12 protein-coding genes are annotated in these 13,812 nt (G+C 60.7%); 10 read left to right on the plus strand and 2 right to left on the minus strand.

Features of this window, described 5'->3' with window-relative positions; all coding sequences use genetic code 11:
* The first annotated feature begins 71 nt into the window (after positions 1 to 71).
* The 6 genes from hutI to PGR09_RS02830 all read left to right on the plus strand — a co-directional run bounded on the left by hutI (position 72) and on the right by PGR09_RS02830 (position 7,916).
* Positions 72 to 1,331 (plus strand): imidazolonepropionase, encoded by a 1,260-nt coding sequence (gene hutI / locus PGR09_RS02805; protein WP_316422467.1) that lies wholly within the window; start codon positions 72 to 74, stop codon positions 1,329 to 1,331.
* Positions 1,328 to 2,284: a formimidoylglutamase gene (gene hutG / locus PGR09_RS02810; protein WP_047049171.1), complete on the plus strand. Its 957-nt coding sequence runs from the start codon at positions 1,328 to 1,330 to the stop codon at positions 2,282 to 2,284. Before hutI ends, hutG begins: the two co-directional genes overlap by 4 nt.
* Positions 2,285 to 2,345: 61 nt before the next feature.
* Positions 2,346 to 3,071: a histidine utilization repressor gene (locus PGR09_RS02815; RefSeq protein WP_045395067.1), complete on the plus strand. Its 726-nt coding sequence runs from the start codon at positions 2,346 to 2,348 to the stop codon at positions 3,069 to 3,071.
* Between the two features lie 142 nt (positions 3,072 to 3,213).
* Positions 3,214 to 4,902, plus strand: a complete 1,689-nt coding sequence (gene hutU / locus PGR09_RS02820) for a urocanate hydratase (RefSeq protein WP_015367623.1) — start codon at positions 3,214 to 3,216, stop codon at positions 4,900 to 4,902.
* Positions 4,899 to 6,434: a histidine ammonia-lyase gene (hutH, locus tag PGR09_RS02825; protein WP_015367622.1), complete on the plus strand. Its 1,536-nt coding sequence runs from the start codon at positions 4,899 to 4,901 to the stop codon at positions 6,432 to 6,434. Before hutU ends, hutH begins: the two co-directional genes overlap by 4 nt.
* Positions 6,435 to 6,533: 99 nt before the next feature.
* A complete protein-coding gene (locus PGR09_RS02830) occupies positions 6,534 to 7,916 on the plus strand; it encodes an amino acid permease (protein ID WP_015367620.1) in 1,383 nt (460 codons plus the stop codon).
* Between the two features lie 100 nt (positions 7,917 to 8,016).
* Here the strand turns inward: PGR09_RS02830 and PGR09_RS02835 are convergent, their stop codons facing one another.
* Together PGR09_RS02835 and bioA are read right to left on the minus strand one after the other, a co-directional pair.
* Positions 8,017 to 8,493, minus strand: coding sequence for a kinase inhibitor (locus PGR09_RS02835; RefSeq protein WP_015367619.1), 477 nt, complete (start codon positions 8,491 to 8,493; stop codon positions 8,017 to 8,019).
* 70 nt (positions 8,494 to 8,563) lie between these two features.
* Positions 8,564 to 9,853, minus strand: a complete 1,290-nt coding sequence (gene bioA, locus PGR09_RS02840; RefSeq protein WP_430915776.1) for an adenosylmethionine--8-amino-7-oxononanoate transaminase — start codon at positions 9,851 to 9,853, stop codon at positions 8,564 to 8,566.
* Positions 9,854 to 9,938: 85 nt separating this feature from the next.
* On the opposite strand from bioA, the gene bioB reads away from it, so the two are divergent.
* The 4 genes from bioB to bioD are packed head-to-tail and all read left to right on the plus strand — an operon-like array spanning position 9,939 to position 13,545.
* Entirely contained in the window at positions 9,939 to 10,979 is a 1,041-nt protein-coding gene (bioB, locus tag PGR09_RS02845; protein WP_032714117.1) for a biotin synthase BioB, read from the plus strand.
* The gene (gene bioF / locus PGR09_RS02850) at positions 10,976 to 12,133 is read left to right on the plus strand and encodes an 8-amino-7-oxononanoate synthase (RefSeq protein WP_430915777.1); all 1,158 of its coding nucleotides are present in this window, start codon (positions 10,976 to 10,978) and stop codon (positions 12,131 to 12,133) included. Before bioB ends, bioF begins: the two co-directional genes overlap by 4 nt.
* On the plus strand, positions 12,117 to 12,872 hold the full coding sequence (bioC, locus tag PGR09_RS02855) for a malonyl-ACP O-methyltransferase BioC (RefSeq protein ID WP_213797530.1): 756 nt from the start codon (positions 12,117 to 12,119) through the stop codon (positions 12,870 to 12,872). Before bioF ends, bioC begins: the two co-directional genes overlap by 17 nt.
* Positions 12,865 to 13,545, plus strand: coding sequence for a dethiobiotin synthase (gene bioD / locus PGR09_RS02860; RefSeq protein WP_315709698.1), 681 nt, complete (start codon positions 12,865 to 12,867; stop codon positions 13,543 to 13,545). Before bioC ends, bioD begins: the two co-directional genes overlap by 8 nt.
* Positions 13,546 to 13,812: the final 267 nt, after the last annotated feature.

A 13,812-nucleotide genomic window follows, 5' to 3' on the forward strand; every position in this document is an offset into this window, starting at 1 on the left:
GGTGACAGTGGAACGTCTGTAGTCACAAAAAAATAACATTTACCCGCGCTTTTATTGACATTACCGGCGTTATGAAAATAAATGTCTATACAACCCATGACAAGTTGAACGCTATGACTGAAGCCACCTCTGAACTCGTTATCTGGCGAAACGCGCGTCTCGCCACCCTGAACCCTGATTATTCCCAACCGTACGGCCTGCTGGAGCGCCATGCGCTGCTGGTGCGTAACGGCCGCATTGAGGCGATCGTCGACGATGCTGATGCCCCGGCGGGGCGTCGTATCGACCTCCAAGGCCGGCTACTGACGCCGGGCCTCATTGACTGCCACACTCACCTGATTTTTGGCGGTAGCCGGGCGCAGGAGTGGGAGCAGCGGCTGAACGGCGTGTCGTATCAAACCATCAGCGCCAACGGCGGCGGCATTAACTCCACCGTGCGCGCCACGCGCGAAAGCAGCGAAGCAGAACTACTGGCGCTGGCGCAGCCGCGTCTTGCTCGCCTGCTGCGTGAAGGGGTGACAACGCTGGAGATTAAATCAGGCTACGGTCTCGATCTGCAAAACGAACGCAAAATGCTGCGGGTCGCCCGACAACTGGCCGACGACAATGGCGTAGAACTGTCGGCGACGCTGCTCTCCGCCCACGCCACGCCGCCGGAATATCATGGCGACGCCGATGGCTATATCTCGCTGGTCTGCGAGACCATACTGCCGACGCTGTGGCAAGAGGGACTGTTTGAAAGCGTTGACGTCTTCTGTGAAAACGTCGGCTTCAGCCCACAGCAAACCGAGCGCGTCTTTCAGGCCGCGCAGGCGCTGGGCATTCCGGTAAAAGGCCACGTTGAGCAGCTCTCGTCGTTGGGCGGCGCTCAGCTGGTGAGCCGCTATCACGGGCTTTCCGCCGACCATATCGAGTATCTGACGGAAGAGGGCGTGGCGGCGATGCGCGAAAGCGGCACCGTGGCAGCGCTGCTCCCCGGCGCGTTTTACTTCCTTAACGAAACCCGCAAACCGCCGGTGGAACTGCTGCGCAAGTACCAGGTGCCGATGGCGGTGGCGACTGATTTCAACCCGGGCACCAGCCCCTTCGCTAGCCTGCATCTGGCGATGAACATGGCCTGCGTCAAGTTTGGTTTAACGCCGGAGGAGACCTGGGCCGGGGTGACTCGCCATGCCGCGCGGGCGCTGGGGCGACAGGAGAGTCATGGTCAGCTGGCGGCGGGCTTTGTCGCAAACTTCGCTATCTGGGATGCCGAGCACCCGGTCGAGATGGTGTATGAGCCGGGGCGCGCGCCGCTCTGGGGGCGCGTGGTACGAGGAGAACTGCAATGATGCTGTGGCAAGCTACGCCCGCCAACCTTTGGCAGGGGCGTGATGATAGCGCGGAAGCGCCCAATGCGCTGCGCCTGTTCCAGACCATCGCCCGCGCGGAACGCTTCGCGCCGCAGGAGATGCCCGGCGATATCGCGCTGCTCGGCTTCGCCTGCGACGAAGGCGTACGGCGTAATAAAGGTCGTACCGGCGCCGGACATGGTCCGGAAACGCTACGCCGGGCGTTGGCCAATATGGCCAGCCATCAGGGCCATGACCGCTGCGTGGATATGGGCACGATTAGCGTCGACGGTGAACAGTTAGAAGCCGCGCATCAGGCGCTGCGGGAGGCGGTGGCCGCCTGTCAACGCGCCGGCAAACGCACGCTGGTGCTGGGCGGCGGCCACGAGACGGCCTTCGGCCACGGCGCTGGGGTACTGGATGCCTTCCCGGGCGAAAACGTGGGCATTATTAATCTCGACGCGCATCTGGATTTACGCTTTGCCGAATGCGCCAGCTCCGGGACGCCGTTCCGCCAGCTGGCGCTGGAGTGTGAGGCGCAGCAGCGAGGTTTTCACTATACCTGCATCGGCGTGAGCCGGGCGGCGAACACCCAGGCGCTGTGGGATGAAGCGGCGCGCCGCCAGGTGGCTATCGTTGAGGATCTGGAGGTGCTGGAGGCCTTCGAAACTCGCGTGTTGCCGGAGCTTGAGCGCAATATCGCGCAATTCGACCGTCTGTATCTGACTATCGATCTCGACGTGCTGCCGGCGCGCGAAATGCCGGCGGTTTCCGCGCCAGCGGCGCTGGGCGTGCCGCTGGCGACCCTGCTGCGGATCGTAGAGCCGTTGTGCCGCAGCGGTAAGCTACAGGCGGTGGATTTGGTCGAGTTTAATCCGCAATTTGACATCGACGGACAGGGCGCCCGCGCGGCGGCCCGTCTGGCATGGCAAATCGCCCATTGGTGGCGCTAGCGATCCGCGCTATTATTTTCGTTTCGCCGCTCCGCTTATTACGCATAAGGAAAGCCAGGCCATGTTTGCACAACAACCTCGTTCCGCGCCCGCGCCTTTCTATGAAAAGGTGAAGCAGGCGATCAGCGAAAAGATCCACCGCGGCGAGTGGCGTCCGCACGACCGAATTCCCTCGGAGGCTGAACTGGTCGCCCAGTTCGGCTTCAGCCGCATGACCATCAACCGCGCGCTGCGCGAACTGACGGATGAAGGCTTGCTGGTGAGGCTACAGGGAGTCGGTACCTTCGTCGCCGAGCCGAAAGGGCAGTCGGCGCTGTTTGAAGTGCGCAGCATAGCCGATGAGATTGCCTCCCGCCGTCACCAGCACCGCTGCGAGGTGCTGCTTTTAGAGGAGACCGAAGCGGACGTTATCCAGGCGGAGGCGCTCAACGTCGCCGAAGGCACGCGTATCTTCCATTCGCTGATGGTGCATTTCGAAAACGAGGTCCCGGTACAAATTGAAGATCGCTGCGTCAATGCCGCGGTGGTGCCGGACTATCTACTACAGGATTACACCGCCACCACGCCGCATGATTATCTGTCGCTCATCGCGCCGTTAACCGAAGGCGAACATATCGTCGAGGCGGTGCAGGCGACGTCAGAAGAGTGCGCGCTGCTGCGCATCATGCCGCACGATCCCTGTCTGCTTATTCGCCGCCGCACCTGGTCGACGACGCATATTGTCTCACACGCTCGCCTGCTGTTCCCCGGCGCGCGCTACCGCCTGCAGGGCCATTTCAGCTCGTAATTTACCCTGGCGTCAGCAAAACGTGATTGCTGACGCAATATAACAAAATTGTATCATTTCTGTTAAATCCTGGCTTGCGTAGAGTTGTATAGACAAGTATATGTATCTACGTACACAACGTTAATTGTCAGGAGAAACCCCGATGTCGCAAAGCAAATATCGCCAGCTGGACGTACGTGCCCCGAGAGGCACGACGCTGACCGCCAAGAGCTGGTTGACCGAAGCGCCGCTGCGTATGTTAATGAACAACCTCGATCCCGATGTCGCCGAAAACCCGCATGAGCTGGTGGTCTATGGCGGTATTGGTCGCGCTGCGCGCAACTGGGAATGCTATGACGCTATCGTGAAGGCGCTGAAAAACCTGGAAAGCGATGAGACCCTGCTGGTGCAGTCCGGTAAACCGGTCGGCGTATTTAAAACGCATGAAAACTCGCCGCGCGTGCTGATCGCTAACTCCAACCTGGTTCCGCACTGGGCCACCTGGGAACACTTCAACGAACTGGATGCCAAAGGGCTGGCGATGTACGGCCAGATGACCGCCGGCAGCTGGATCTACATCGGTAGCCAGGGCATCGTACAGGGCACCTACGAAACCTTCGTCGAAGCCGGTCGCCAGCACTATCAGGGCAGCCTGAAAGGCCGCTGGGTGTTAACCGCCGGTCTGGGCGGTATGGGCGGCGCGCAGCCGCTGGCCGCGACGCTGGCAGGCGCCTGCTCGCTGAACATTGAATGTCAGCAGAGCCGCATCGATTTCCGTCTGCGTACCCGCTACGTGGATGAACAGGCCACTTCTCTGGATGACGCCCTGGCGCGCATCAAAAAATATACCGCCGAAGGCCGCGCTATCTCCATCGCGCTGTGCGGCAACGCCGCGGATATCGTTCCGGAACTGGTGAAACGCGGCGTGCGCCCGGATATGGTCACCGACCAGACCAGCGCCCACGACCCGCTGCACGGCTATCTGCCGAAAGGCTGGAGCTGGGAAGAGTATCAGCAGAAAGCCGAATCCGATCCGCAGGGCACTATTCTGGCGGCCAAACGCTCGATGGCCGACCACGTTCAGGCGATGCTGGCCTTTAATGAAATGGGCGTACCGACCTTCGACTACGGCAACAACATCCGCCAGATGGCGCAGGAAATGGGCGTCAGCAACGCCTTCGATTTCCCGGGCTTCGTGCCGGCGTATATCCGCCCGCTGTTCTGCCGTGGTATCGGCCCGTTCCGTTGGGTGGCGCTGTCCGGCGATCCGCAGGATATCTACAAAACCGACGCGAAAGTGAAAGAGATCATTAAAGATGATAAGCATCTGCACCACTGGCTGGATATGGCGCGCGAGCGCATCAGCTTCCAGGGACTGCCTGCGCGTATCTGCTGGGTAGGTCTGGAGTGGCGGCAGAAGCTGGGGCTGGCCTTTAACGAAATGGTGCGTAGCGGCGAAGTCTCCGCGCCGATCGTGATTGGCCGCGATCACCTTGATTCCGGCTCCGTCGCCAGCCCGAACCGCGAAACCGAAGCCATGCGAGACGGCTCGGATGCGGTATCCGACTGGCCGCTGCTCAACGCACTGCTTAACACCGCCAGCGGCGCGACCTGGGTGTCGTTGCACCACGGCGGCGGCGTAGGCATGGGCTTCTCGCAGCACTCCGGGATGGTTATCGTCTGTGATGGTACCGATGAAGCGGCGGCGCGTATCGCTCGCGTCCTGCATAACGACCCGGCGACCGGTGTGATGCGTCATGCCGATGCGGGTTACGATATCGCCATTGAATGTGCGGCGGAACAGGGTCTGAATCTTCCGATGGTTGCGGCAACGCAGGGGAACGCTAAATGAAATCTTTAACGCTAATTCCGGGGCAACTGAGCCTGTCGCAGCTCCGCGACGTTTACAGCCACCCGCTGAACATCACCCTCGATAGCAGCGCGTTTGCGGCAATCGATGAGAGCGTGGCCTGCGTTAACGCCATCCTTGCCGAAGGGCGGACCGCCTACGGTATTAACACCGGTTTTGGCCTGCTGGCGCAGACCCGTATCTCGACGGAAGATCTGGAGAATCTGCAGCGTTCGCTGGTGTTATCCCATGCGGCGGGCGTTGGCGAGCCGCTGGACGATGACCTGGCGCGCCTGATTATGGTGCTGAAGATTAACAGCCTGTCCCGCGGCTTCTCCGGGATCCGCCTGAGCGTGATCCAGGCGCTGATTGGCCTGGTCAATGCCGGCGTGACACCGTGGATCCCGGCGAAAGGTTCCGTCGGCGCCTCCGGCGACCTCGCGCCGCTGGCGCATATGTCGCTGACGCTGCTTGGCGAAGGCAAAGCGCGGGTACGCGGCGGCGAATGGCTGCCGGCGACGGAAGCGTTACGTCAGGCGGGGCTGGAGCCGATTACCCTGGCGGCGAAAGAAGGTCTGGCGCTGCTGAACGGCACCCAGGCGTCGACGGCTTTTGCGCTGCGCGGCCTGTTCGAAGCCGAAGATCTGTTCGCCTCCGCGGTCGTTTGCGGAGCGTTAACCACCGAAGCGGCGCTGGGTTCGCGTCGTCCGTTCGACGCACGTATTCACGAGGTGCGCGGCCAGCGTGGCCAGATTGATGCGGCGGCGCTGTATCGCCATCTGTTGACCGATGACAGCGCGATTTCGCAGTCGCACCATAACTGCGCCAAGGTGCAGGATCCGTACTCTCTGCGCTGTCAGCCGCAGGTGATGGGCGCCTGCCTGACGCAGATTCGTCAGGCGGCGGAAGTATTGTTAGCCGAAGCGAACGCGGTCTCCGATAACCCGCTGGTCTTTGCCGCCGAAAATGACGTCATCTCCGGCGGTAACTTCCATGCCGAACCGGTAGCGATGGCGGCGGATAATATCGCGCTGGCGATCGCGGAAATCGGCTCGCTCTCCGAGCGCCGTATCGCGCTGATGATGGACAGCCATATGTCGCAGCTGCCGCCGTTCCTCGTCAAAAATGGCGGCGTCAACTCCGGCTTTATGATTGCTCAGGTCACGGCGGCGGCTTTAGCCAGTGAAAACAAAGCGCTGTCGCACCCGCATAGCGTTGACAGCCTGCCAACTTCCGCGAACCAGGAAGACCACGTCTCGATGGCGCCGGCTGCCGGTCGTCGCCTGTGGGCGATGGCGGAAAACACCCGTGGGGTGCTGGCCGTCGAGTGGCTGGCGGCGGCGCAGGGGCTGGATATGCGCGAAGGACTGACCACCAGTCCGCTGCTGGAAGAGGCGCGTCATCTGCTGCGCGAACGCGTGCCGCATTATACCCAAGACCGTTTCTTCGCTCCTGATATTGAAAATGCCACCGAGCTTTTGGCCGCACGTCACCTGACGCGTCTGCTGCCTGCCGTATTGCCTGGCCTGAATTAATCACCGTTGTTCTCTGTACCCGCGTCGGGGGGATGTCATCCCCCCGGCCGTCCTACATCGCATATTTGTCGTCATATAAAAAAACCAGGACACCTGTATATGCAACAACAACACAAACCGCATCTGCTGCGCGGGCTGAATGCCCGACACATTCGTTTTATTGCGCTCGGTTCCGCTATCGGCACCGGGCTGTTCTACGGTTCGGCCTCCGCCATTAAGGCGGCGGGGCCGGCGGTACTGCTGGCCTATCTGATAGGCGGCGCGGCGGTCTTTATGGTGATGCGCGCGCTGGGTGAAATGGCGGTGCGCAATCCGGTTTCCGGCTCTTTCGGCAGCTACGCCCGCCAGTATCTTGGGCCGCTGGCCGGATTTATTACCGGCTGGACCTATACCTTTGAAATGGTGATCGTGGCGCTGGCCGACGTCACCGCATTCGGTATCTATATGGGGTTGTGGTATCCCGATGTGCCGCGCTGGATCTGGATCCTCAGCATCATCTTCTTTATTGGCGCGATGAACCTGTGCAACGTGCGGGTGTTCGGCGAGATGGAGTTCTGGCTGTCGCTGATTAAAGTGGTAGCGATTATCGCCATGATGGCGGCGGGCGCGGGGATCATCTTCTTTGGCTTTGGCCATAGTTTCCCGGCCACCGGGCTGGAAAATCTGTGGAGCCACGGCGGCTTTGCGCCAAATGGCTGGCAGGGGATCATCGCTTCCCTTGGCATCGTGATGTTCGCTTTCGGCGGCGTGGAAATTATCGGCGTCACCGCGGCGGAAGCGCAGAACCCGAAGAAGGTCATCCCGCAGGCCATCAACACTATTCCGCTGCGTATTATTCTGTTTTACGTCTGCACCCTGGCGGTGCTGATGGCGATCTTCCCGTGGAATAGTTTTGGCGAGCAGGGCAGTCCGTTTGTGCTGATCTTCGATGGTCTCGGGATCCCGGCGGCGGCGACCGTGCTGAATATCATCGTGATTAGCGCCAGTATCTCGGCGATTAACAGCGATATTTTTGGCGCCGGACGCATGATGTACGGTATGTCGAAAGAGGGGCTGGCGCCGAAGTGCTTCCAGCGGATCGCCAGCAACGGCGTACCCTGGATGACGGTCGTGGTGATGGGCGTGGCGCTGCTGGTGGCGGTGGTGCTTAACTATCTGATGCCGGAACAGGTATTTGTCCTGATTGCCTCGCTGGCGGCGTTCGCCACCGTCTGGGTGTGGCTGATGATCCTGCTCTCTCATTTCTCGATGCGCCGCGGTTTGTCGGCTGAAGAGCGCAGTAAGATCGAATTCCCGATCCCCTTCTGGCCGGTTGGCCCGCTGTTGACGCTACTGTTTATGGGGCTGGTAATCGCCGTGTTGGGAATGGTGGAAGAGACGCGCGTGGCGCTGTTAGCCGGGCTGGTGTGGCTGGGGCTGCTGACGGTGGTGTGGTACGCGCGCGTGCGTAAAACCGCGTTGCAGGTGGCCACTGAACAGTAAGGTCAATTTCCCCGGTGGCGCTGCGCTTACCGGGGCTACAAATGGCACTGACCATAGCGAGTAGCCCGGCTAAGGCGCAAGCCGCTATCCGGGGGGATAATTAACTGAACAGGGCGGTGATGGAAGCGCTGGCGAGCGAATGGAAATGGACATTAAAGCCGACCATCGCGCCGCTCGCCTCGGCGTCGATATCAATCTTATCGATATCCAACGCGTGTACGGTAAAAATGTAGCGGTGGGTTTCACCCTTCGGCGGCGCGGCGCCGCCGTAGCCGGCCTTACCAAAATCGGTGCGGGTCTGAATGGCCTCTTCCGGTAGCTCCGCCTGACCGGAACCGGCCCCTTGCGGTAAAACCCGGGTATCGGCAGGCAGGTTGGCTACCACCCAGTGCCACCAGCCGGAACCGGTCGGCGCATCCGGGTCGTAGCAGGTGACGACAAAGCTTTTGGTTCCTGCGGGAACGTCGTCCCACATCAGATGCGGCGAAAGATTATCGCCATCGTACCCCATACCGTTGAATACGTGACGATTAGGCAGCTTGCCGCCGTCTTGCAGATCGTGACTGGTCAGTTTCATGCTTCATCCTCATTGATAATGCGCTGATTAACAAAGAAGTGTAGCCTTCCCGACGGCGCAATTCCGCTGTTTATTCGCTAAAAAATGTTTCTTCTTGTACCGCCATATTGACCGCACGGGTCAGGCGAGTCAGCTGTTGTGGGCTGATGATGTACGGTGGCATCAGATAAATCAGGCGGCCAAACGGGCGGATCCATACCCCTTGCTCAACGAAAAAGCGCTGCAGAGCGGCCATGTTGACCGGATGACGGGTTTCAATCACGCCAATTGCGCCGAGTACGCGCACGTCGGCGACCCATTCTGACTCGCGCGCCGGAGCCAGCTCGGCCTTCAGCTGGGCTTCAATCGCCGCCACCTGCTGTTGCCATTCGCCGCTCTCCAGCAGGCGCAGGCTTTCGCTTGCCACCGCGCAGGCCAGCGGATTGCCCATAAAGGTGGGGCCGTGCATAAAGCAGCCGGCTTCGCCATCGCTGATGGTTTCAGCTACCGTTCGGGTGGTGATGGCGGCGGAAAGGGTCATGGTACCGCCGGTCAGCGCTTTACCCAGACACAGAATATCGGCGGAGATACCGGCATGCTCGCAGGCGAACAGTTTGCCGGTACGGCCAAAGCCGGTGGCAATCTCATCGGCGATCAGCAAAATCCCTTCCCGGTCGCACATTTTACGCACTCGCTTTAGCCACTCCGGATGGTACATGCGCATCCCGCCGGCGCCCTGGACTACCGGTTCGAGGATCACCGCGGCGATTTCGTGGCGATGCGCGGCCATCAGGCGGGCAAACGGCACCATATCCATCTCATCCCACTCGCCGTCGAAGCGGCTTTGCGGCGCGGGGGCAAACAGGTTATCCGGCAGATAGCCCTGCCACAGGCTGTGCATCGAGTTCTGCGGATCGCAGACCGACATCGCGCCGAAGGTGTCACCGTGATAGCCGTTGCGGAAGGTCAGGAAACGACGGCGCGGTTGGCCTTTAGCCTGCCAGTACTGCAGCGCCATTTTCATCGCCACTTCTACCGCCACCGAACCGGAATCGGCGAGGAAAACGTACTCCAGCGATTCCGGCGTCATCGCCACCAGCTGGCGGCAGAGCGCCACCGCCGACGGATGGGTGATCCCGCCGAACATCACGTGCGACATCTGGTCGATCTGCGCTTTCATCGCCGCATTCAGGCGCGGGTGATTGTAGCCGTGGATCGCCGCCCACCAGGAGGACATGCCGTCAACCAGCTGTTCGCCGCCGGCGAGGGACAGCTCGCAACCGTGGGCGGAAACCACCGGGTAGACCGGCAGGGGGGAAGTCATAGAGGTGTAGGGGTGCCAGATGTGGCGCCGATCGAAAGCGAGATCGTCCAGTGTCATAAGCGACTTGTAAACCATTTTGAAAACATTTAGGTTTACGAGTATAAACCGAACCGTAAATTAACAAAACCCTTTGGAGAGGCTAATGGCTCACCACGCACGCTGGACAATGTCGCAAGTTACTGAGTTATTTAATAAACCGCTCATCGATCTGCTATTTGAAGCGCAGCAAATCCACCGTCAGCATTTTGACCCGCGTCAGGTGCAGGTCAGTACGTTGCTATCGATTAAAACCGGCGCTTGTCCGGAAGACTGTAAATATTGCCCGCAAAGCGCACGCTACAAAACCGGCCTTGAATCCGAGCGCCTGATGGAAGTCGAGCAGGTGCTGGAATCGGCGCGTCAGGCGAAAAACGCCGGCTCGACCCGTTTCTGCATGGGCGCGGCGTGGAAGAACCCCAACGACCGCGATATGCCGTACCTGGAACAGATGGTGAAAGGCGTCAAGGCGCTGGGGCTGGAGTCCTGTATGACGCTCGGTACCCTTACCGATAGTCAGGCACAGCGTCTGGCCGGCGCGGGGCTGGATTACTACAACCATAACCTCGACACCTCGCCGGAATTTTACGGCAACATCATCACCACCCGTACCTATCAGGAACGTCTGGATACGCTGGATAAGGTACGCGATGCCGGGATTAAAGTGTGCTCCGGCGGCATTGTCGGGTTGGGGGAAACCGTGAACGATCGCGCCGGGCTGCTGCTGCAGCTGGCCAATTTGCCAACGCCGCCGGAAAGCGTGCCGATCAACATGCTGGTGAAGGTCAAAGGTACGCCGCTGGCGGATAACGACGATGTCGACGCCTTCGATTTCATCCGCACGATCGCTATTGCGCGCATCATGATGCCTACCTCCTACGTGCGTCTCTCCGCCGGGCGCGAGCAGATGAACGAGCAGACTCAGGCGATGTGCTTTATGGCCGGGGCGAACTCGATTTTCTATGGCTGCAAGCTACTGACGACGCCTAACCCGGAAGAAGATAAAGACCTGCAGCTGTTCCGCAAGCTGGGGATCAATCCGCAGCAGACGGCGGTGCTGGAAGGCGATAATGAGCAGCAGCAGCGCCTGGAGCAGGCCTTACTTACCCCCGACACAGAGGAATACTACAACGCGGCGGCGCTATGAGTTGGCAGCAACGAATCGATCGGGCACTGGATGAACGGCGGGCGGCGGAGGCTTTACGCCGCCGCCTGCCGGTAAGCCACGGCGCCGGACGCTGGCTGGAGCGTGAAGGGGAGCGCTGGCTCAACTTCTCCAGTAATGACTACCTCGGCCTGAGCCAGCATGGCGCGATTATCGCCGCCTGGCAGCAGGGGGCGGAACGTTATGGCGTCGGTTCCGGCGGGTCGGGCCACGTTAGCGGCTATAGCGAGGTGCATCGCGCGCTGGAAGAGGAACTTGCCGACTGGCTGGGCTATCCGCGCGCGTTGCTGTTTATCTCCGGCTTTGCCGCGAATCAGGCGTTGATTGCCGCGCTGGCGGAAAAAGACGATCGGATTGTGGCCGATCGCCTGAGCCATGCCTCCCTGCTGGAGGCGGCAAGCCTCAGCCCGGCGCAGCTGCGCCGCTTTACCCACAATGACCCGCAACAGCTCGCTCAACTGCTGGCGAAACCGCTGGACGGCCAGCAGTTAGTCGTTACCGAAGGGATTTTCAGCATGGACGGCGACAGCGCGCCGCTGGCTGACATTCAGGCGGCAGCCCGCAGCACCGGAGCATTATTACTGGTTGATGATGCTCACGGAATCGGGGCGATTGGCGATGAAGGGCGCGGAAGCTGTCATACGCAGGCGGTTCGTCCGGAGCTGCTGGTGGTCACCTTCGGCAAGGCGTTTGGGGTGAGCGGCGCGGCGGTACTGTGCAATGAATCGATGGCCGACTATCTGCTGCAGTTTGCCCGTCATCTTATCTACAGCACCGCGATGCCGCCGGCGCAGGCGGTGGCGCTGAGCGCGGCCCTGCGGGTCATTCGTAGCGATGAGGGCCAGCAGCGGCGGGAAACCCTGACCGCCCGCATCCGTCACTTCCGTGCAGGAATGGGCGATGTTGCGCTGGGGCTGACCGATTCCCGGAGCGCGATTCAGCCGCTGATTGTCGGCGACAACGCGCGAGCGCTGGCCCTGGCCTCCAGCCTACGCGGGGCCGGCTGTTGGGCTACCGCCATTCGCCCGCCGACGGTTCCCGCCGGCGGCGCGCGTCTGCGCCTGACTCTGACTGCCGCTCATCAGGCCGAGGACATTGCGCGTTTACTGGAGGTGCTGCATGGCCACGGTGAATAAGCAGGCTGTGGCCGCGGCGTTTGGTCGGGCGGCCAGCGGCTATACGCAACATGATGAGCTGCAGCGCCGCAGCGCTGAATTGTTGCTGCGCCAGTTGGCGAGGAGCGATTTTTCCCGGGTGCTCGATGCCGGCTGCGGCCCCGGCAGCATGAGCCGTTACTGGCGCGAAGCGGGAAGCGAAGTTACCGCGCTGGATCTCTCCGCCGGGATGCTGGCGCAGGCGCAACGCAACGACGCCGCGCAGCATTATCTGCAGGGCGATATCGAAGCGCTGCCGCTGCCGGATGCCTGCTTCGATCTGGCATGGAGTAACCTGGCGGTACAGTGGTGTGACGAACTAAGCGCGGCAATCGGCGAGCTGTACCGGGTGGTGCGGCCCGGCGGGCGAGTAGCGTTCACCACGTTGCTCGCCGGATCGCTACCGGAACTCAATCAAGCGTGGCGGGCGGTCGACGACCATCCCCATGCTAACCGTTTTCTCAGCGAACAGGCGGCAAGGGCGGCGCTGAGCGGCCTGCGCGCCGAAGGCGTGGTGCATCAGATTAGCTTACCGTTCGCCGACGCGTTAAGCGCCATGCGCTCGCTAAAGGGCATTGGCGCCACCCATTTACACCAGGGGCGGTCGTCTGCGCCGCTTAGCCGCGGCAAGCTGCGCGAACTGCAGCTGGCCTGGCCGCAACAGCAGGGCCAGTGCCCGCTGACGTATCATCTTTTTACAGGAGTCATTGAACGTGACTAAACGTTTCTTCGTTACCGGAACCGATACTGAAGTCGGTAAAACGGTCGCCAGCAGCGCGCTGCTGCAGGCGGCGAATCAGCTGGGATTTAACACCGCGGGCTATAAGCCGGTGGCTTCCGGTAGCGACCTGACCGCACACGGGTTACGCAATGAAGATGCGCTGGCCCTGCAGCGCAATAGCCGGGTAGCGCTGCGCTATGAACAGGTTAACCCTTATACCTTTGCCGAGCCGACCTCGCCGCATATTATTAGCGCCGATGAAGGACGACCAATCGCCGCGACCACGCTTTCCTGCGGCTTACGCGAGCTGGAACGCCTGGCCGATTGGGTGCTGGTGGAAGGGGCGGGCGGCTGGTTTACGCCGCTCTCGGAAACCCTGACCTTCGCCGACTGGGCGCAGCAGGAACAACTGCCGGTGATTTTAGTCGTCGGCGTTAAGCTTGGCTGCATCAATCACGCGATGCTCACCGCCCAGGCGGTACGCAAGGCAGGGCTGCCGCTCGTGGGCTGGATCGCCAATGATATCCAGCCGCCGGGTAAACGCCATCGCGAATATCTGCAAACCTTAACGCGGGTATTGCCAGCGCCGCTGCTGGGGGAAATTCCCTGGCTTGCCGACGCATCGCAACGTCAGGATCTCGCGCAGTACCTGAATCTGAGCCCACTGCAATAATCCCGCATAAGCCTGCGAGACGGCTCTATTTTTTGTTGACAGGACGATGAAATGTGGTCCAGAAAACGCAAAAAATCCAGCCGTCTTTAGCTGATAAATATCAAAAAAAATTCGATAATTTTTTTTAGCCGCGGGCTTTGGTCCGATGAGACTTTTCTGCCGGGTGGCAGACCTCGCGGCCTGCAGACAGTTATCCACTATTCCTGTGGATAACCTTGTGTATTAGAGTTAGAAAACTTGCGGTAAGCTAGAGAGTACGCGGCCTGC

It is taken from the genome of Klebsiella sp. 141251 (assembly GCF_050600725.1).
Lineage (GTDB): Bacteria > Pseudomonadota > Gammaproteobacteria > Enterobacterales > Enterobacteriaceae > Klebsiella > Klebsiella aerogenes.

Bases quoted from the DNA above. Each gene is read 5' to 3' on its own strand.
- bioC (WP_213797530.1), top strand. From the start codon at position 12,117: ATGGCCACGGTGAATAAGCAGGCTGTGGCCGCGGCGTTTGGTCGGGCG.
- PGR09_RS02835 (WP_015367619.1), bottom strand. From the start codon at position 8,493: ATGAAACTGACCAGTCACGATCTGCAAGACGGCGGCAAGCTGCCTAAT.
- hutI (WP_316422467.1), top strand. From the start codon at position 72: ATGAAAATAAATGTCTATACAACCCATGACAAGTTGAACGCTATGACT.
- hutU (WP_015367623.1), top strand. From the start codon at position 3,214: ATGTCGCAAAGCAAATATCGCCAGCTGGACGTACGTGCCCCGAGAGGC.
- PGR09_RS02815 (WP_045395067.1), top strand. From the start codon at position 2,346: ATGTTTGCACAACAACCTCGTTCCGCGCCCGCGCCTTTCTATGAAAAG.
- bioA (WP_430915776.1), bottom strand. From the start codon at position 9,853: ATGACACTGGACGATCTCGCTTTCGATCGGCGCCACATCTGGCACCCC.
- bioB (WP_032714117.1), top strand. From the start codon at position 9,939: ATGGCTCACCACGCACGCTGGACAATGTCGCAAGTTACTGAGTTATTT.
- bioF (WP_430915777.1), top strand. From the start codon at position 10,976: ATGAGTTGGCAGCAACGAATCGATCGGGCACTGGATGAACGGCGGGCG.
- hutH (WP_015367622.1), top strand. From the start codon at position 4,899: ATGAAATCTTTAACGCTAATTCCGGGGCAACTGAGCCTGTCGCAGCTC.
- PGR09_RS02830 (WP_015367620.1), top strand. From the start codon at position 6,534: ATGCAACAACAACACAAACCGCATCTGCTGCGCGGGCTGAATGCCCGA.
- hutG (WP_047049171.1), top strand. From the start codon at position 1,328: ATGATGCTGTGGCAAGCTACGCCCGCCAACCTTTGGCAGGGGCGTGAT.